We start from the raw sequence: 18,110 nt of genomic DNA on the forward strand, positions 1-18,110 counted from the left end.
AGTTTATTTTATCACATTTGGCCCTGCAAGATGTGATTATTGCGACAATACGGGCTATCCGTCGCGAATCTTCAGAAAACTTTCATCCGCGCAGGCAGTTTCCCGTGACGTACGGTCCATATGCGCCTTACCCGTTCCATACGTCGCTCAATGTTGAACAATCAGTTTTTTCTCTCCCGCCGCTTCCGGTCTTGTTCTTTTACGCCTACAATGCTAAAAAGGCAAACAAAAAAGACGCGTTTCGCGTCTTTTTTGATGTAATTAAGATAAACGGTTTTTTCGTTTATCTGTCGTTTCTTACGCTTGCCGGATCAGCCTCAATAATTCAGGTGTACACGGCACGGCGAACTTGCATTCACTCCCCGCGGATAGGTCAATATCGCTCAATAATTCGCACCGGGGCAAGTCAACCGCTAAATAGCAGCCGTCACGGCACAGGATCTCTCCCTGCAACCCGATCGCCTCAATCCGCGGCCAGTCCGGCTCTTTTTTCGCGTCATGGTCAAACGTGATCAGCACGGTAAACGGTAGACGTTTCACCGCTCGTCCTCTGCCCAACATCGGCACGTCGATTAATTCCTCACACAGTTCAATCTCTGCCCGACAGTCGGCCAGCAGGTAACGCTCACCGCCGCCGGTTGCGTACAGTTTCCCACGCTCGACGGGCACCGTTTTTACAATTCGTTGCATGTTACCTCCTTTCGTGCAACAAAAAACCGCCTCAGCATTTCGCTTTAGCGGCTTTTAATACATCAGAGATAAACATGTATAACTTTTACCAATTTTCATTAGTTGTTATTTTGGTAATTATATCCCCCGCCACACCACAATCGGCGGCGCAAAGCTCATCTACAATTTTCTCTGCTGTATCAATATTTATCGGTTCGCCTTGATGTATGATAACGCCTTGCCCATTTAGAAATTTTATTTCATTTTCAGTAAAATGAACGTATAAATTTAGTTCTTTTTCCATTTTTTAACCTTCTCATACTTGTTTTGTAAACAGACAATAGTGCCCCTGTATCAGGGTTAATCACGGTTGTTGCGCGCTGTCCTAAAAATTTTTGAGATTTTCTTCCCTGTTTATCAATGGTCACATCATAAATATGCACCGGATTAATTATCGCATCTTTTGCGTCTGTATATAAAATCTTTCGTTCTATTGCCCTGTCAGTCGCATGTTTAGTTATGCTCTTTATTTCCACATGATTATCGGCAACAATCCCAATCAGTTTTTGATAGTCACCCGTAATAACTACATACTTATTATACCACTCCTCATAAGTCATATCCGGTATTTCTACCGTTTTCCCCGTCTCCGGATCTCGCGCCACTCTGCCGCCGTCATCGAGCAAGCCCTCAATGTACGGTACGGTCGTTGACCTGCAATGACAATGAAATGGCGGCATCGTTATGCCCGGCTTTGCGTCTTGTTCTTTTACGCCTACAATGCTAAAAAGGCAAACAAAAAAGACGCGTTTCGCGTCTTGATTGACAAATAACATTGGGCAACAAAAAACCGCCTCAGCATTTCGCTTTAGCGGTTAGTTGGCGCGCCTTTCCAACTCAGCAATTATTTTACATATTTTTTCCGGTGTTAAACAAACCGATTCTCCCGTTATTTTGTTAATGTAAATCGCCGGAATATCCAGCTCTTCCACATAATCAAACACATAATATGGCCCAAACTCACGAGCCGCTCTCAACTCCTGCCCGCAAGCTTCTTGTTTTGCAATAACCGTTGCCGCCCCCGCGCTAATCATGCGAATCTACTCCTCTTTTTGCTACACACTTATCGATCAGCTCTGAAAACTCTTTATCATCTCTCCGTCGGCTTCAAAATCAATCCATTTTAGCGCCGTGTCGGGAATCGTTCGCCGGAATAACTTCATGCGCGCCCTCCTTCCGCGCAACAAAAACCACCTCGGCATTTCGCTTTTGCGGCTTTTAGTATATAATTTCCGGCATATCCGGATTCGGCGGCGTGTTATCAAGTGGAACGCCCGTCCTAATAGCATCTCGCAGTTTCTTCGTCGCTTCGCTCAAGTCTGTTAATTTCTCAGGGATCGGCTCTCCCAATATCACATAATCCAACGCCCCCGCACCAAACTTCTCAAGATAATCCTTTCGTGCTTGTATCATTTGCTCAATGCTTTCTTGCCACGCATTACTAACTACACGCACCACCACGGTATCACCCCTTTATAAAAAAACCTTGAATCCTTTAATAATAAACGTCTAACGACAAATAACCCATCTCGTACACGTCTTTACCCTCTGCAACACATTTGTTTATCATTTCTATTACTTCATCATCTGGCATACCCCTTAGTAATGGAATGGTAGGGAATGTATCTTCAAAAGTCTCATCATATAATTTTATCGCCTCTTCAACTTCTTTCTTCATTTACCTCACTCCCCTTACTACTTCCATTTTTAACCATCTTGACCTGTCCTACCGCGCAACTTTTCTTCTATTCCTCATGCTTCATATTCGGCACGGTTACGCTTTTTCCTTTTTGAGTACATGCCACACGCGCCCCGTCATGAGTAAATCCGCATTATTGTGTGGCAGCAGCGCAGGATCGCTCTCTATCCTTCGCCATGGTTTAGCTGACAAATAAAAAACGCCCGCGGTCGCGGGCGTTACTTTTTCTATTCGCGGCGCACACGGCAAATACCGCGCTCGCAATTACGCAGGAAGCGTAACATGTGTTCCACTTCTTCCGACGCATCCAATTCGTGTTCCATTTCAGAAATCGCTTCCGAAAGGCGCAGATTGGAACGGTATAAAAGTCGGTACGCGCGTTTCAAGTCGCGTTTGACGTCGGCGGAAATACCGCTGCGCGCCATGCCGACACTGTTCAGTCCGACAACGCGCGCCGGATTACCGTCCGCGATCACGAACGGCGGCACATCCTGAACTACTTTGGTCATAGCGCCGATCATGCAGTTACGACCGATTTTCACAAACTGATGAACACCGGCCATACCGCCGATGACGGCACGGTCTTCAACGACTACATGGCCCGCCAGACCTGCGAAGCTGCTGATCACTACATGGTTACCCACATTGCAGTTATGCGCGACATGCGTATACGCCTGCAAAAGGCAATGCGAACCGACGTGCGTTTCCTGTCCTTCACCGGTCGCGCGGCTGACGGTCACGAATTCGCGAATGTCCGTATAATCGCCGATGGAGGTCGTGCTGCGTTCCCCTTCGAATTTCAAATCCTGCGGATCGCTGCCGATCGAGGCGCCGGGGTAAATGTGGCAATATTTGCCGATCGTGGTGTACGGATGAATAACGACATGCGCATCAATACGCGTGCCTTCTCCGATTACCGTATCCGCGCCGATCACGGCGTACGGTCCGATTTCTACGTTACTGTGCAGAACCGCGCTCGGATCAACTACCGCCGTTTCGTGAATATTCGGTTCATGCTTTTCTACAAGTTGTAATCCCATACTATCTCTCCCGCTATTTGCTATGTAAACTGTATGAATCAATTCAGTTTCATCGTTTATTTTATAATCCGTATTCCGGACAAATATATAACTGCCATTTTACGCTTTCTCGTGCCATTAGCGATGTCTAGAATGGGAATTCAATAAATTGCTCACTTTTTTGACTCAATTCATGCTTTTTGATCGGCTTGATTGTCTTTCTTGGGTGAAAGATAAAACATGAATTCGCCTTGCACCGCCAGCTCGTCGCCCACATATCCGCGGCAGGCGATTTTTCCTACATTTCCTTTGATTTTCAATATTTCGATTTCGCTGCGAAACGTATCTCCCGGCCGCACCGACAAACGAAAGCGAACTTTATCCATCCCGGTGAACATCGGCGTCATGCCGCGATGCTCTTCCGGATATAACAAAGCTACGCCGGCGACTTGCGCCATGGCTTCACATAAAAGCACGCCCGGCATAATCGGATTTCCGGGAAAATGTCCTTGAAAATACGGATCGTTCATGGTCACATTTTTGATGCCGACGGCGCGTTTCATCGGTTCCAATTCTAACATACGATCCACCAGCAACATGGGGTAACGATGCGGCAAAATTTCCATAATTTCAGTAACTTCAAGTTTCATACCGGATCCTCCTTTGCGACCGACTCGACCAAACGGCGAGCCAGCTCCGTATTCAGTTGATGACCGGACTTGCGCGCAATAATATGCGCTTTTAGCGGTCCCGCCAAGGCCAGATCACCGATCACATCGAGAATCTTATGGCGCACTACTTCGTCCGGGTACCGCAATTCGGAAAGCACTTCCGTCGGCGAATACACGACGGCGTTTTCCAGCGTCCCGCCGCGCCCCAGTCCCATCTTGCGCAGTTGCTCCAGCTCTTCCGTAAAACCGATCGTGCGCGCGCGCATAATGCTGTTACGGTAATTTTCCGTCGTGATTTCAATATCCATCGCCTGCAGCCGCAGTAACGGATGATCTTCTTTTTCGGCCAGGAAAGTAACGCGAAAACCGTCATACGGCAACGCGACAATAAATCTGTCATTCGGCGTATCGTACACGCCGACACTTTTTGTCACGGGTAAGTAGCGGCGTTCCGCGTCCTGCGTCACAATACCCGCTTCATCCAACAGGCCCACGAATACCGCCGCGCTGCCGTCACCGACCGGCGGTTCTACCGAGTCCAGTTCCACGATGATATTATCGATCTCCAGCGCCCGAATCGCGCTCAGGACATGCTCGACGGTCGTCACCATGACCGCTCCGTTTTCAAGTGTCGTCGCCCGCATCGTATTCGTCACATAACGAATCTGCGCAGGGACCGTATCGTTTTCCGAGATGTCCGTGCGGCGAAACCGAATCCCGCTATCCACCGGCGCGGGGACAAACGAAAGCCGCACCGGTTGCCCGGAGTGTAAACCGATCCCCGAGTAGGTCACTTTTTTGGCGATTGTTTGTTGTAAACTCATCCGGACTCCTTGCGTTGCAAATTTAATCATTGACAAATTAGTCTATTTATTAAGTATAACGAAAAACAACTTTGGAAACAAGTTTCAGGGCAAAGAAAAAGTTCCGCCGAAGCGGAACTTTTTACGCGTGTTCGACTTGTTCCCAGGCCGCTTTGAGTTTGGTCGCAATGCCCGGCATCTTGGCTTTGGTGACCGCGCACACCGCCAAACGCACACCGGCCTTCAACGGCACGGGGAAAATATTATCCCGGTTCATCAGCGCGCAAACCGCTTTCGAATCACGGCTCGGCACGCTCAGGAAAAAGCCGGCGCGATACGGTAAAACCGGCAGTTCCACTTCGGCCGCTTCCTGCATGAAGAGCGCGGCGCGATCACGGATAAGCGCGAAATATTCCGCCTGTTCCGCTTGGAACTGTTGCAAAAGTTTCGCATCTTGACTGATCGTAACCAATGTTTGCATGCCGGCCCGATTAATATTCGACCAGGTCGCCCGACCGGTATATTGGTTGATGTCTTTAAATTCCTGCGCGATTTGCGGCGAAGACGTGATGCCGATCATCGCGCCGATACGTTGTCCGTACATGGTAAATCCTTTGGACATGCTGTAGCAAACGACCACGAGCAAATTCTCCGGCAAATTTTCGAAGTGACGGAAAAAGCTCCGCGACGTTTCTTCATCGCCCGCGAAATCCAGGTACGACACATCGACGAGGAGGATCACATGTTTCTCCGGACGCGCCGCGACTTCTTTCAGCGTTCCCAACGCCTGCTTCCAGTCTTCGTCGGAAAGGCTGTAACCGGTCGGATTATGCGCCGGCGTGTTTAAAATCACGAGCACCTGATCCTGATGCTCCGCGATCGCTTCCACATGCTGCGCGAAATCGTCCTGGTTCCATTGCAGATCATCGGTAAACAGGCGGAAGGTGCGAAGTTTGCGACTGTTGTCATTGCAAAGCACGCTGTACGCGCCCCAGTACCAGTCGCTGGTCAACACTTCATCGCCCCATTCGGTGTAATTATGAATGGTGTTGTGAATGCCGCCGGTACCGCCGGCCGTGGCCACCGCCGCGATCTCCGCCGCGGGTCGGTACGTGCCGAAGCAACGGTTCTGCACTTCGGTAAGGAAGTCCGGCAGACCCGCGATCGGCGCGTATTGAATCACATCACGCATCGAAAGACCACGATAGACTTTCTCTACCGTCGGCAGGCATACCAGATTTTCGTTCTCATCCAAAATCGCGCCGATGGTCGCGTTGGTTACTTTTTCTTTACCGTATTTCTGCGCTGCTTTGACCGCCGCATCATTGGCGCCGAAAATCACATCATTCGCCTTTTTCCCATAGGCTTGCGGTGCTGCTACACTTATCGTCATGACTATCCCTCACTTCCTTCAAATTGCCTATTATTATAGCACACTTGTCCGCATGCGATGTATTTTGAGTGGAGTAAAACGGGTCCTGCGCGCTTGCTTTCAGGCGATACATTTCGGCGCAAAAAAACAGCCGTCCTAGTAAGGCGGCTGTTTTTTTATTTCGTTACGACGTGGGAAACGGCGCCGTCGTTCGTCATATCGTCAGCGCGTTGCGTTTTTCCGGTTTCCGCCGCGTCAGGTTGCGTTTTCGGTAAGGTTACCGTAATCGCGGTGCCTTCCTTCGGCTGACTCGCCAAGGCCAATTCGCCATGGTGCAAGGTAACGATATGTTTAACAATCGCCAAGCCCAGGCCGGAACCGCCGGTCTCTTTCGAACGACTTTGTTCCACGCGATAAAAACGTTCGAAAATATAATTCTGCTGTTCAATGGGGATGCCGAGGCCGGTATCTTTCACCGTCAACGTAACGTCGTCTTCACCGTCCCGGATGGTCACATCCACGCTGCCGCCTTCGCGATTGTATTTGACCGCGTTATCCGCCAAATTCAAAACGAGTTCAAAAAGCAGACGAGCATCGCCGAAGACGTAACCCTGATCGCCGTGAACCCGCATCCGAATGTTCTTTTTCTCGGACTGCATTTCCAAAAGCTCGGTCACCTGCTCGGCAATGTAATGAAGCGACACATTTTGCCATTGATACGGTTCATTCGCCTCTTCAATACGCGACAGACGCATGATGTTTTGAATGAGTCCCAGCAGGCGATTCGATTCCTGAATCATCCGCCGCGCGAAGTTCTTCACTTCGTCGGCATTATGATACATGCCGTTCAAAAGCAGTTCGGCGTAGCCGCGGATCGAAGTGAGCGGCGTATTCAATTCATGCGAAACATTCGCCGAAAATTCGCGGCGGCGTTGTTCCGCCAAGGCGGTTTCCGTCACATCGCGAACGACCAGCAATACGGTAAAGTCATTATTACTGCTTTCCGTACGGCGGGCGCGCACGCGATAAACCCGCTCGCCCAAAGTAAGTTCGGTGGACGATTCACCGGTTTTCATGGCGTCCTGAATGCAGGTCAGCCACGCTGAGCTCTGATCCAGCGCGGCCGCGCTTTGGCCGTGCACATCGCCGTTCAATTGGAAAATCTTGGCGGTGACATCATTGTAGTCCAAGATCGATTGACCGCGATCCAGCAAAATGACGCCTTCCGTAAGCGTGTCCATCATGCGACGGGTACGGTTGCGTTCGTCATTAATTTCATCAATGTAATGCGAGATGTTTTCCTGCTGCGCACGTGTTCTCGCCAAGATGGGATCCAGTTCCGGCACGCCGAGCATGTAGGGCACCGGTTGGCCTGAGATCATCGCCTCTACCGCATCCCCCGCCTGGCGCAACGGCTTCAAAAGATGCCGCGTCAAGTAACCGGCCAGGAAGAAACAAGCGATCAGGATGACCGCCAGTACGCCCAAAACGCCCGGCAACGCGCGTTGCATAATCTCGAATAAACTGCCGCGATCCACCGCCGTACGCAAGATCGAACCATCTTGCAAACGCAGCGCATAGTACGAAGTTTCCCGCGCCAACGTACCGGATTCCCGGCGGCTCGCGCCTTCGCCATGGGCCAAGGCGGCCTTGACTTCTTCGCGCTCCAGATGATTTTCCATTTGGTCCGCGTTGTAAGCCGATTCAAAACGAACTTTACCGGACGCATCAATCCAAGTCACGCGCGTCATGTCGTCGATACCGGCCACCGATGCCGCCAGCCAGTCGACCGGTACCGGTTGATTCCGCATGCCGTCCGCCAGTACGGTCGTCATCTGTTGGAGATGCGTTTCCGCTTCTTTACGGACGCCGGAATAGTAGAACCACATGCTTGCCAGTAAAGTCAACAGCACCGCTACGATACTGATGCTCACCAATGCGGAATAGATGCTTTTTTTCATCGTTCTTCACCCAGTTTGTAGCCGACGCCGCGCACCGTTTGAATCATGCTTCCCGCATCGCCAAGTTTTTGGCGCAGACTCATAATGTGCATGTCGACCGTGCGGCTTTCAATGAAATGCGTAATCTCCCAAACGTGTTCCATGATCTGTTCGCGGGAAAGAACGATCTCTTTATTCAGCAGCAGATACGCGAGTAAGTCAAATTCTTTGGCCGTGAGCGTCACATCTTCGCCGTCCACCTGCACGCGGTAGCGTTTACGATCCAAGCGAATCGGTCCGCATTCATACACATCTCCCGCGAATGCGCGGTAGCCCTGGCGTCGTAATACGGCGCGCACGCGGGAAATCATTTCCATAATCCCGAACGGCTTGCGAATGTAATCGTCCGCGCCGATATCGAGACCGGTGATGACATCATATTCCGCGCTTTTGGCCGTCACTAAAATCACCATGACGCCGTCGTAAGCCGCATGGCTCCGTAATTTGCGTAAAATGGTTAAGCCGTCATCACCGGGCAACATAATATCGAGCAATATCAGATCCGGTACTTTTTCTTCCAGCGCCGCAAACAATTCTTCGCCCGATTCGAATTTACCGACTTCGTACTGCTGACTCTCCAGCGCGTACACCATGAGGTCGCGAATATTTTCATCGTCTTCTACACAATAAATTAAGGCCATAGATTTTCACTCCCGCCGATCGCCGATGGCAAATAAAACCCATTCCGCGGAGGACGCGGCGTGGTCGCCGATCTTCTCCAAGAATTTTCCCATCAGCAATGCATCGGGTAGCAAGGGGTCCGGCGAATCGCCTTCCCGTAATTCTCGAATAATTTCTTCGCGCAACTGACGAAACAGCTGGTCGACAGTATCATCACGATCGATCGTGCTCTGCGCCAAGTCCTTATCAAAGCGGACCAGCGAGCGCAACGCGCTGTGCAACATGTCGCGTCCTTCGGCAAGCATATCTTCCAGAATATCCCATGCCGGGTCCGAGCGCATTTCGCTTTCGTCGGCAAGCTCTACCAGCGCGCCGGCGAGTTCCCCGATACGTTTTACATGAGACGCCATTTTGAAGATAGCCGACACCAGTCGGAAATCAGACGCCAACGGCTGTTCACTTGCCAAAAGACGCAAACAGTTTTCCTCCAGCTTACGTTTGGCGGAAACGATGCGACGCACGGCCTCATCGACTTCCTTGTACGGAACGCTGTCTCCGTCTTGAAAAATCGTCGATGCCATTTGCAACACATCATCCGTCCAGCTGCCGACCGTAATGATGTCGTTACGCAACTCGTTGAGTTCGCGTTCTAATCGGATTCTGACCACAATATACCTCGCTTTTATTATACCAAGTCGAACGTTTTTCCGTTCAACCGAAACGTCCGGTTACATAATCTTCCGTGCGCTGTTCCTTGGGGTTCGTAAAGATGACATCCGTCGCATCTTTTTCAATGACTTCACCCAACAGGAAAAACGCCGTCGAGTCTGAGCAACGCGCCGCCTGTTGCATATTGTGCGTAACCAGAACGATGGTGTATTGCTGTTTCAATTCTTCAATCAGGTTTTCGATTTTCAATGTGGAAATCGGATCGAGCGCGGACGTCGGTTCATCCATGAGAATGACTTCGGGATCGACCGCAATTGCACGAGCGATGCAAATACGTTGCTGTTGCCCGCCGGAAAGAGCGAGCGCGCTTTCATGCAGACGGTCACTGACTTCGTCCCAAATGGAAGCCTGTTTCAAACTGCGTTCCACCGTTTCATCCAAAATCGATTTCTTTTTGATCCCCATCGATTTCAGCGCAAACGTGATGTTATCATAAATGCTCATCGGGAACGGGTTCGGCTTTTGGAATACCATCCCGATCTGCCTGCGCAGTTGATTGACATCATGTACATCAAATACATTTTGTCCGCGATACAATACTTCGCCGGTGATCCGACAGCCTTCAATCAAATCATTCATCCGGTTAAGCACGCGCAAGAATGTCGACTTGCCGCACCCCGACGGTCCGATCAACGCGGTGATCGAGCGTTCTTCAATCTCCATATTGACATCAAAGAGCGCTTGTTTTTCCCCATAATAGAGGTTTAAGTTGTTCACTTTAAAAGCCAAGTCGGACATCTTATTTTCTCCATTTATTCATGACAAGCGAGGAGATCTCGTTCATCAAAACTACGACTACAATCAAGATAACGCCGGTGGCGTACGCTTTATCCGTGTGAATACCTTCGCTGGAAAGCGCGTACATGTGAATCGCCATCGTTCGGCCGGACTGCATCAGGTTGCCCGGGATTTCCGGAACGGTGCCGATCGTATACATCAACGCGACCGTTTCACCGACGATGCGGCCGATCGCCAAGATAACGCCTGCTACAATCCCGCGGCCGGCTACCGGCAAAATAATTTTCAAAATGGTATCCCGTTTACCTACGCCCAAGCCGTAGCTGCCTTCGCGCAAACCGGTCGGCACGGTCAAAAGAGCTTCTTCCGTTGTCTTAATGACAAAGGGAAGCACGAGGATCGTCATTGTTAAAATACCGGAAATCAAAGAGTATCCCAGCTGCAAGAAAATAACGAAAAACAAAAAACCGAACAAACCGTACACGATGGAAGGAATACCGGCGAGCGTTTCGCTGGCCATCCGAACCCATTTTACCAACCACGAGTCGCGTTGCGCGTATTCCGTCATATACACGGCGGTGCCTACGCCCAACGGTATCGCCAAAAGCAATGTGCCGACGGTCAGGTAAATCGTCGTGATCAATGCCGGAAAGAGTGAAACGTTAGAGGTATTGTATTTATAAGCAAACAGTTCGGCGGTCACGAACGGAATACCGTTCCAAAGGATGTGTACCAGCAAGTACACCAAGACACCCATCGTGAGCGTAATGCCCAGCCAAACGGCTGCCTGTACGATCCATTCATAGACGCCGCGCGTTTCCCCACGACGTTGGCTCATGATTTAACCAGCCTTTCACGTAAAAACAGGAACAGCGTATTCAATAACAAAATCATAATAAACAAAATGGCGCCGGTCGCAATCAACGCTTCCCTGTGCAGGTCTGCCGCGTAACCCATTTCCAAAACGACATTGGCCGTCAAAGTACGCGTCCCGTCCCAAAGTGACGACGGAATCACCGCCTGGTTGCCCGCGACCATGATAACGGCCATCGTTTCACCGACCGCGCGGCCGATACCCAAGACAAACGACGCCAAGATACCGCCGGAAGCCGCCGGCACCATGATCCCGACCACGGTACGTTCGTGGGTCAATCCCAAAGCGCGGCCGCCTTCGTAGTAACGATCCGGTACCGTGGAAAGCGCCGACTCGCTGACAGAAATAATCGTCGGCAAAATCATGATGGCAAGCAATAACGCCGCCGTAAACACGCTGTTGCCGTTGCCGCCTAAATACCCACGAACCATCGGTACCATGACAACCATCCCGAAGAAACCGTAGACGATCGAAGGGATACCGGCCAATAATAAAACTAACGAACGTAGGACACGCCGCCACTTTTCCGGTGCAAAAAAAGAAAGGCAGACGGCTGCCGCCAAGGCAACCGGTCCGCCCATCAAAATCGCACCGAGAGTGACCAGCATACTGCCGATGATCATCGGGAAAATCCCGTATGCGGGCGGTACGTCCGTCGGGCGCCAACTTGCTCCCAAAAGGAAATCCTGCAGACCGATGGTAAACATCGGCGGGATTCCTTTGGCAAAGATAAAGAGCCCGATGAGGAAGACGCATATGATGGACATTGCCGCCATCACATGCACCGTCCAACTCATCAACTTTTCACTTGTCTGCGAATTCATCCGCTCACTCCCGCTTCTTACCGGCAGATGTTATTTCGCATCCTGCCATTTCGTAATTTTGCCAATATAAACGTCACGAACGGAATCCGCTTTGATGTTTTCTACGCTGTTCGCTTTGTTGACCACAACTGCCAAACCGTCTTTGGCAATAACGTTACCGTCTACTTTATCTTTTTCGCTGTCTTTCAATTCACGCGATGCCATACCGAGGTCGGCCGTGCCGCTGATCGCCGATTGCACACCGGTCGTCGAGTCGCTCTGCTGCACTTCGACTTTCAGGTTCGGGTTGGCTTTCTGATAGGCTTCCGCCAATTTTTCCATGACCGGAGTTACCGAAGACGAACCCGCGCATACGATTTTGCCGGACTGGTTCGCCGGAGTGTACGCCGCCGGAGCTTGATCCACCGCGATGTAGCCGTTGTCAGTAACGATCTTCTGGCCTTCTTTACTGTGGATAAATTTCAGGAAGTCTTGCGCTTGCGGCGTCAGACCTTTTTCTTTGTTGATGACGACGTTGAACGGACGAGCCAATTTGTACTGACCGTTCATAACATTCGCCGGGGTCGCTTCCACGCCGTCAACTTTCAACGCTTTTACGGTATCGTTCAACGAACCGAGGGAAATGTAGCCGAGCGCATACGCGTCGTTCGCTACGCTGGTCATCATGACGTTGGTACTGTTCGTAATCTGCGCGGAGCTCAAAGTGCGGTCCACTTTCTTACCGTTTTCTTTGACTTCAATGCCCAACAATTCTATGAACGCGCCACGCGTACCGGAACCGTCTTCACGGGAAATAACGTGAATATCTTTGGCCAAATCAAAAGCCGCTTTGTCACCGCCGGAGCTGGATCCGGAACCGCCACCGCAACCCGCGATCGCTAATGCCATTACTACACCGGCTGCTGCTAAACCCAAACGTTTGCCTTGTTTCATCTTTTTCGTTCCTCCTTTGGAATCGATACGAATTGGTATAACTGCATAATAGCGAAAGACTGTCAAAAGACTACACAGCATTTGTAAATAAATTGTAAAAACAAAGTTTTTGTAAGCTGCATTGAAAATAAATCGGACAAATTTTCTATCGCCTCTTAAGAAGTCCTTTATTTACAATGTCTGCGCATCTTCAAAACATTACGATAAATCATTTTAATATTTTTACACTTTTACAGGCGTATCATTATATCGTGTTTTTATATTTTCCAACGCGGCTTCCGACAGCGATCGGAATCTCCCGATTTTATCCGAATACGTTTTGCAAACATCATGTTGTAAAAGCGGTACAAAAAAAGAGCGGTGCTCACCGCTCTTTTTTATACCCATTTTTGCTTGTCTTCTTTCGTCTGCAATTGCTGCTGCTTTTCGTGTTTCTCCGCCCGCAGAAACGTGTGCACAGCTTCGGCGGCTTTCCGATTCATGCCGGGCACGGCCGCCAATGCTTCGACGTCGGCCGAGCGCATCGCGTCCAAATTCGGAAACGCCTGCCATAGCGCCTGACGACGTTTCGGACCGATGCCGTCGATATGATCCAATATAGATTGGAAATTCCGCTTGCTGCGCAGTTTACGGTGGTACGTAATCGCGAATCGATGGGCTTCATCACGCACTGTCTGCAATAACTGCAGCGCCGGTAAGCGATGATCCAACACAATCGGTTCGTTGCTGTACTCGGTAAAAATCTCTTCGATCCGTTCCGCCAGAGCGATAACCGGTGTTTGAACGCCGCACTCGCGAATAACGGGCAACGCCGCATGCAACTGTCCTTTACCGCCATCGATGACGATCAGATCCGGCAACGGCCAATCGGGATGATTTCCGTAACGGCGCGCCATAATTTCACGCATGGAGGCGAAATCATCCGGCTTGCCCTGCACGGTTTTCAATTTGAATTTGCGGTATTCGCTGCCGGTCGGTTTGCCGTCGATCAAAACACTCATGGAGGCGACGGTCTCCGCGCCCTGGATATGACTGATATCAAAACACTCAATGCGCTCGGGTAAATTGGGCAAATCCAAAATTTCCGCGAGATCGCGCACGGCGCCGCTTTGTTTATCCACCGTGTGCTGCCATTGCAATTCTTTATCCGCCAGATACTTCGCGGCATTGTCCTGCGCCATATCTTTCAGACCGCGACGGAAGCCTCGTTGCGGCACGGCGATTTTCACCTGCGAACCCCGCTCCGCCGTCAACCATTCACCGAGCAGTTCGGCATCGGCCGGCAAAAACGGCACGGCCACTTCTTTCGGCACGCGGTCCGCGCTGCCGGTGTAATAATTTTTGATAAATCCGGCCAATACTTCCGCATCACTTTCACCGTAGGAGCCGCTGACCATATAGTTTTCTTTGCCGATCACTTTGCCGGCGCGGACAAGTAAAATGACGACGCCTACTTTATCCGCCGTACGAGCGACGCCGATCATATCCAAGTTGCCGGCGGCGGCCACGATGTTTTGCCGCTCCTGCACGCTTTTCAACGCGACGATACGGTCCCGGTAGCGGGCCGCTTCCTCATAACGCATCGCCGCGGCCGCCTCTTTCATGCTGTTTTCCCAGCGGTGCAGCCACTGCCGGTTTTTACCTTCAAAAATATCGCAGACTTCCTGCGCCATTTGATGGTACGCGGCTTGTTCCACCCGGCCCATGCAGGGCGCCTGGCAGCGTTTCAAATGGTATTGCAGACAGGGTCGTCGCACTTTCATCGACCGACAAGTCCGCAAGGGGTAAATCTGCCGCAAGGTTTTCAATGTCCGCGCCACCGAACCGACGTCGGTAAAGGGTCCCAAGTAGCGTGCGCCGTCACGCACCAGTCGCCGCGTCATAAAGACGCGCGGATAGGCTTCCTGCAACGTGATTTTGATGTACGGATATGTTTTATCATCCCGCAGCAGAATATTGTATTTCGGATGCAAGCGTTTAATTAAATTGCATTCGAGAATGAGCGCTTCCAGTTCCGTTTTGGTCAAAATAAAATCGACATCTTCGGCGTGGTTCATCATGGCATTCACTTTGGGGCTGTTCTTGCTTTCTTCCCGCACGTAGGAACGCACGCGGCTGCGTAAATTCACCGCTTTGCCGACGTAGATGACTTTACCGAACCGATCTTTCCACTGGTAGACCCCGGGTGTGGTCGGCAAGGCGTCGAGCTTGGTTTGAATCCGCTCATTCACTTGCCGCATGACGATCCTCCACCTGACCGAGTTTTCGCGCTCGTTCCAACAATGGCGCCAAATAATGCCCCGTGTAGGATGCCGGCACGGCCGCCACTTCTTCCGGCGTGCCGGTCGCCACGATCGTACCGCCGCCAGAGCCGCCTTCCGGCCCCAAGTCGATAATATGATCGGCGCATTTAATCACATCTAAATTGTGCTCGATGATCACCACGGTATCGCCTTCATCCACAATTCTCTGCAAGACATCCATCAGTTTATGAATATCCGCCACATGCAATCCGGTGGTCGGTTCATCCAGAAGGTAGAGCGTCTTGCCGGTGCTGCGTTTCGCCAGTTCCGTCGCCAATTTGACGCGTTGCGCTTCCCCGCCGGAAAGCGTGGTCGCCGGCTGACCGAGACGAATGTACCCGAGTCCGACGTCCTGAATCGTTTGCAATTTTCGGACAATGGCCGGATGATTGGCGAAAAATTCGACCGCTTCATCCACTGTCATATTGAGCACATCGGAAATATTTTTACCCTTGTATTTCACTTCCAGCGTTTCGCGATTATAGCGCGCGCCGTGGCAGACTTCGCAGGGCACGTACACGTCGGGCAGGAAATGCATTTCAATTTTAATGATGCCGTCGCCCTTGCAGGCCTCGCACCGACCTCCGCTCATATTGAAGCTGAAACGCCCCGGCTTATAGCCGCGCAACTTCGCTTCCGGCGTTTGGCTGTACAATTCACGAATCGGCGTGAAAACACCGGTATACGTCACCGGATTGGAACGCGGCGTACGTCCGATCGGCTGCTGGTTGATATCGATAATTTTGTCGATATTTTTCGCGCCGGTAATGCTTTTATACGTGCCGGTACGGTGGTATTTGCGGTACAGACCGTTGGCCAATCCTTTGTAAAGGATCTCGTTGACCAGCGTACTTTTACCCGAACCGGATACCCCGGTCACGACCGTCAGGCAGCCCAAGGGGAACGTCACATCAATATTCTGCAAGTTGTGTTCACTCGCGCCGCGGACCACGAGTTTTTTGCCGTTGCCTTTGCGGCGTTGCGCCGGTACGGGAATGTAGCGCTTGCCCGCGAGGTATTGTCCGGTCAGCGATTGCGGCGTTTGCAAAATGGTTTTTAAATCCCCCTGCGCGACAATTTGACCGCCGTACTCACCGGCTCCCGGACCGATATCGACGATATGGTCCGCCGCGCGAATGGTATCTTCATCATGCTCGACGACGATCAGGCTGTTGCCCAAATCGCGCAGTCCTTTCAAGGTTGCAAGCAGACGATCATTATCGCGCTGGTGCAAACCGATCGAAGGTTCGTCCAAAATGTAAAGCACACCGACGAGACCCGAGCCGATCTGCGTCGCCAGACGAATCCGCTGCGCCTCCCCGCCGGACAGCGTGCCCGATGAGCGGGCCAGCGTCAAATAGCCCAAGCCCACATCATAAAGGAACCCGATGCGCGCATTGAGTTCTTTCACAATTTGGCGGGCAATGACCATTTCTTTTTCCGTCAATTCGAGTTCGTTCAAAAAATCGCGAATTTCCGCAATCGAAAGGCAGGTCAGCTCATGAATATTCAAGCCGCCGACCTTGAACGCCAACACTTCCGGTTTGAGGCGCGCGCCCTGGCATTCCGTACAGGGAACCTCCGTCATGTAGCGTTCCATTTCCTGTCGCTGACTGTCCGAGAAGGCGTCTCGATGGCGGCGTTTCACCATGGGAACGACACCTTCAAACGCTCGATCATAACTCTTGACTTCGCCGCGCATATTTTCATAGCGGAAACGGAATTTTTTAGACGTGCCGTCGCGCAAATAGCGCTTGCCTTCCGCCGGTAAATCACTGTAAGAATTATCCAACGTCAGACCGTACGATTTCAGGAACGGCACGAGCTGCACCATGAACCATGAGTTACGGTTCGTGGAAAGCGCTTGCACCGCGCCGTCTTTGAACGACAAATCGGGATCCGGTACGATCAGACTGAAATCCGGCTCCAGGCTCGCGCCCAGACCCGTGCAAACGGGACACGCTCCCAGCGGATTATTAAAGGAAAACAGCCGCGGTTCCGGTTCCGGTAGGGAAATCCCGCAATCCGGACAGGCGAAATGCTGACTGAATACGTATTGCGGTCCGTCCACCACCTGCGCATACACGACGCCTTCCCCTAAACTGAGCGCCGTTTCGAGCGAACCGGCTAAACGCTGCGCCAAGCCTTCGCGCGCGATCAGTCGATCGACCACCACCTCGATGACATGTTTGCGATTTTTCTCCAAATCGATCTCTTCATCGAGATTCCGCACTTCGCCGTCGACGCGTACGCGCGCATAACCTTCTTTGCGCAAGCGCTCCAGCGTCTTTTTATGCGTGCCTTTTTGCGCCCGAACGACCGGCGCCAGTAAGAGAAAACGCGTGCCCTCCGGTAAAGCTAAAATGGCATCCGTAATCTGTTCGACGGTCTGTTGCGTGATCGGCTTGCCGCAATGCGGGCAAAACGGCCGCCCTACCCGCGCGTACAAAAGACGCAGGTAGTCGTAAATCTCGGTCACAGTGCCGACCGTCGAACGCGGGTTGCGGCTGGTCGTTTTCTGATCGATCGAAATGGCCGGCGAAAGGCCCGCGATATAATCGACGTCCGGCTTATCCATCTGCCCGAGGAACTGCCGCGCGTACGCGGACAAAGACTCTACATAACGGCGCTGTCCTTCCGCGTAAATGGTGTCAAACGCGAGAGAGGACTTGCCGCTGCCGGAAAGTCCCGTAAAAACAATAAATTTATCCCGCGGCAGACGCAAATCAATATTTTGCAAATTATGCTGACGCGCCCCGCGAATGATCATTTCTTCTTTCATAGCACTCCTTTAT

General features: G+C 51.4%; 19 protein-coding genes. All 19 read right to left on the reverse strand.

From position 1 onward, the window contains the following. Positions 1-297: 297 nt before the first annotated feature. Entirely contained in the window at positions 298-690 is a 393-nt protein-coding gene (locus KIB08_RS04515) for a hypothetical protein (protein ID WP_303990158.1), read from the reverse strand. Between the two features lie 85 nt (positions 691-775). Then, positions 776-973, reverse strand: coding sequence for a hypothetical protein (locus KIB08_RS04520; protein WP_303990161.1), 198 nt, complete (start codon positions 971-973; stop codon positions 776-778). Next, positions 936-1,505 (reverse strand): hypothetical protein, encoded by a 570-nt coding sequence (locus KIB08_RS04525; protein ID WP_303990164.1) that lies wholly within the window; start codon positions 1,503-1,505, stop codon positions 936-938. The genes KIB08_RS04520 and KIB08_RS04525 overlap by 38 nt, the downstream gene beginning before the upstream one ends. Before the next feature lie 39 nt (positions 1,506-1,544). Further along, the gene (locus KIB08_RS04530; RefSeq protein WP_303990166.1) at positions 1,545-1,763 is read right to left on the reverse strand and encodes a hypothetical protein; all 219 of its coding nucleotides are present in this window, start codon (positions 1,761-1,763) and stop codon (positions 1,545-1,547) included. Positions 1,764-1,947: 184 nt separating this feature from the next. Next, positions 1,948-2,190 carry a hypothetical protein gene (locus KIB08_RS04535; protein WP_024047906.1) on the reverse strand — a complete coding sequence of 81 codons (243 nt, stop codon included), beginning with the start codon at positions 2,188-2,190 and terminating at the stop codon, positions 1,948-1,950. A 34-nt stretch (positions 2,191-2,224) separates the two neighbouring features. Next, positions 2,225-2,407 (reverse strand): hypothetical protein, encoded by a 183-nt coding sequence (locus KIB08_RS04540; RefSeq protein WP_024047905.1) that lies wholly within the window; start codon positions 2,405-2,407, stop codon positions 2,225-2,227. A 248-nt stretch (positions 2,408-2,655) separates the two neighbouring features. Beyond that, positions 2,656-3,468 carry an acyl-ACP--UDP-N-acetylglucosamine O-acyltransferase gene (gene lpxA / locus KIB08_RS04545; RefSeq protein ID WP_024047904.1) on the reverse strand — a complete coding sequence of 271 codons (813 nt, stop codon included), beginning with the start codon at positions 3,466-3,468 and terminating at the stop codon, positions 2,656-2,658. 170 nt (positions 3,469-3,638) lie between these two features. Beyond that, entirely contained in the window at positions 3,639-4,097 is a 459-nt protein-coding gene (gene fabZ / locus KIB08_RS04550) for a 3-hydroxyacyl-ACP dehydratase FabZ (RefSeq protein WP_273260291.1), read from the reverse strand. Beyond that, a complete protein-coding gene (gene lpxC, locus KIB08_RS04555) occupies positions 4,094-4,942 on the reverse strand; it encodes a UDP-3-O-acyl-N-acetylglucosamine deacetylase (protein WP_303990173.1) in 849 nt (282 codons plus the stop codon). Before lpxC ends, fabZ begins: the two co-directional genes overlap by 4 nt. A 121-nt stretch (positions 4,943-5,063) precedes the next feature. After that, positions 5,064-6,314 carry a pyridoxal phosphate-dependent aminotransferase gene (locus KIB08_RS04560; protein WP_303990176.1) on the reverse strand — a complete coding sequence of 417 codons (1,251 nt, stop codon included), beginning with the start codon at positions 6,312-6,314 and terminating at the stop codon, positions 5,064-5,066. A gap of 155 nt (positions 6,315-6,469) precedes the next feature. Then, complete coding sequence (locus KIB08_RS04565) at positions 6,470-8,254, reverse strand: sensor histidine kinase (RefSeq protein WP_303990179.1); 1,785 nt, start codon at positions 8,252-8,254, stop codon at positions 6,470-6,472. Beyond that, complete coding sequence (locus KIB08_RS04570; RefSeq protein ID WP_075938554.1) at positions 8,251-8,934, reverse strand: response regulator transcription factor; 684 nt, start codon at positions 8,932-8,934, stop codon at positions 8,251-8,253. The genes KIB08_RS04565 and KIB08_RS04570 overlap by 4 nt, the downstream gene beginning before the upstream one ends. A 6-nt stretch (positions 8,935-8,940) precedes the next feature. After that, positions 8,941-9,582: a phosphate signaling complex PhoU family protein gene (locus KIB08_RS04575; protein ID WP_303990183.1), complete on the reverse strand. Its 642-nt coding sequence runs from the start codon at positions 9,580-9,582 to the stop codon at positions 8,941-8,943. A gap of 43 nt (positions 9,583-9,625) precedes the next feature. Next, complete coding sequence (gene pstB, locus KIB08_RS04580) at positions 9,626-10,381, reverse strand: phosphate ABC transporter ATP-binding protein PstB (RefSeq protein WP_034436728.1); 756 nt, start codon at positions 10,379-10,381, stop codon at positions 9,626-9,628. A 1-nt stretch (position 10,382) separates the two neighbouring features. After that, positions 10,383-11,219, reverse strand: coding sequence for a phosphate ABC transporter permease PstA (gene pstA / locus KIB08_RS04585; RefSeq protein WP_273260303.1), 837 nt, complete (start codon positions 11,217-11,219; stop codon positions 10,383-10,385). Beyond that, the gene (gene pstC / locus KIB08_RS04590; RefSeq protein ID WP_273260305.1) at positions 11,216-12,079 is read right to left on the reverse strand and encodes a phosphate ABC transporter permease subunit PstC; all 864 of its coding nucleotides are present in this window, start codon (positions 12,077-12,079) and stop codon (positions 11,216-11,218) included. The genes pstA and pstC overlap by 4 nt, the downstream gene beginning before the upstream one ends. A gap of 30 nt (positions 12,080-12,109) precedes the next feature. Then, on the reverse strand, positions 12,110-13,012 hold the full coding sequence (locus tag KIB08_RS04595; RefSeq protein ID WP_273260307.1) for a substrate-binding domain-containing protein: 903 nt from the start codon (positions 13,010-13,012) through the stop codon (positions 12,110-12,112). Between the two features lie 377 nt (positions 13,013-13,389). Then, on the reverse strand, positions 13,390-15,252 hold the full coding sequence (gene uvrC, locus KIB08_RS04600) for an excinuclease ABC subunit UvrC (protein ID WP_273260309.1): 1,863 nt from the start codon (positions 15,250-15,252) through the stop codon (positions 13,390-13,392). Then, positions 15,236-18,097, reverse strand: a complete 2,862-nt coding sequence (gene uvrA, locus KIB08_RS04605) for an excinuclease ABC subunit UvrA (RefSeq protein WP_303990190.1) — start codon at positions 18,095-18,097, stop codon at positions 15,236-15,238. The genes uvrC and uvrA overlap by 17 nt, the downstream gene beginning before the upstream one ends. Between the last annotated feature and the right edge of the window lie 13 nt (positions 18,098-18,110).

The organism is Negativicoccus succinicivorans (assembly GCF_018372215.1).
Taxonomy (GTDB): Bacteria; Bacillota; Negativicutes; order Veillonellales; family Negativicoccaceae; genus Negativicoccus.

What these genes read in the sequence shown, in the direction of transcription:
- uvrA (WP_303990190.1), bottom strand. Translation starts at nt 18,097, where the DNA reads ATGAAAGAAGAAATGATCATTCGCGGGGCGCGTCAGCATAATTTGCAA.
- pstB (WP_034436728.1), bottom strand. Translation starts at nt 10,381, where the DNA reads ATGTCCGACTTGGCTTTTAAAGTGAACAACTTAAACCTCTATTATGGG.
- KIB08_RS04515 (WP_303990158.1), bottom strand. Translation starts at nt 690, where the DNA reads ATGCAACGAATTGTAAAAACGGTGCCCGTCGAGCGTGGGAAACTGTAC.
- KIB08_RS04570 (WP_075938554.1), bottom strand. Translation starts at nt 8,934, where the DNA reads ATGGCCTTAATTTATTGTGTAGAAGACGATGAAAATATTCGCGACCTC.
- pstC (WP_273260305.1), bottom strand. Translation starts at nt 12,079, where the DNA reads ATGAATTCGCAGACAAGTGAAAAGTTGATGAGTTGGACGGTGCATGTG.
- KIB08_RS04595 (WP_273260307.1), bottom strand. Translation starts at nt 13,012, where the DNA reads ATGAAACAAGGCAAACGTTTGGGTTTAGCAGCAGCCGGTGTAGTAATG.
- uvrC (WP_273260309.1), bottom strand. Translation starts at nt 15,252, where the DNA reads ATGCGGCAAGTGAATGAGCGGATTCAAACCAAGCTCGACGCCTTGCCG.
- KIB08_RS04540 (WP_024047905.1), bottom strand. Translation starts at nt 2,407, where the DNA reads ATGAAGAAAGAAGTTGAAGAGGCGATAAAATTATATGATGAGACTTTT.
- KIB08_RS04560 (WP_303990176.1), bottom strand. Translation starts at nt 6,314, where the DNA reads ATGACGATAAGTGTAGCAGCACCGCAAGCCTATGGGAAAAAGGCGAAT.
- KIB08_RS04565 (WP_303990179.1), bottom strand. Translation starts at nt 8,254, where the DNA reads ATGAAAAAAAGCATCTATTCCGCATTGGTGAGCATCAGTATCGTAGCG.
- KIB08_RS04520 (WP_303990161.1), bottom strand. Translation starts at nt 973, where the DNA reads ATGGAAAAAGAACTAAATTTATACGTTCATTTTACTGAAAATGAAATA.
- KIB08_RS04530 (WP_303990166.1), bottom strand. Translation starts at nt 1,763, where the DNA reads ATGATTAGCGCGGGGGCGGCAACGGTTATTGCAAAACAAGAAGCTTGC.
- KIB08_RS04525 (WP_303990164.1), bottom strand. Translation starts at nt 1,505, where the DNA reads ATGTTATTTGTCAATCAAGACGCGAAACGCGTCTTTTTTGTTTGCCTT.
- lpxA (WP_024047904.1), bottom strand. Translation starts at nt 3,468, where the DNA reads ATGGGATTACAACTTGTAGAAAAGCATGAACCGAATATTCACGAAACG.
- pstA (WP_273260303.1), bottom strand. Translation starts at nt 11,219, where the DNA reads ATGAGCCAACGTCGTGGGGAAACGCGCGGCGTCTATGAATGGATCGTA.
- fabZ (WP_273260291.1), bottom strand. Translation starts at nt 4,097, where the DNA reads ATGAAACTTGAAGTTACTGAAATTATGGAAATTTTGCCGCATCGTTAC.
- lpxC (WP_303990173.1), bottom strand. Translation starts at nt 4,942, where the DNA reads ATGAGTTTACAACAAACAATCGCCAAAAAAGTGACCTACTCGGGGATC.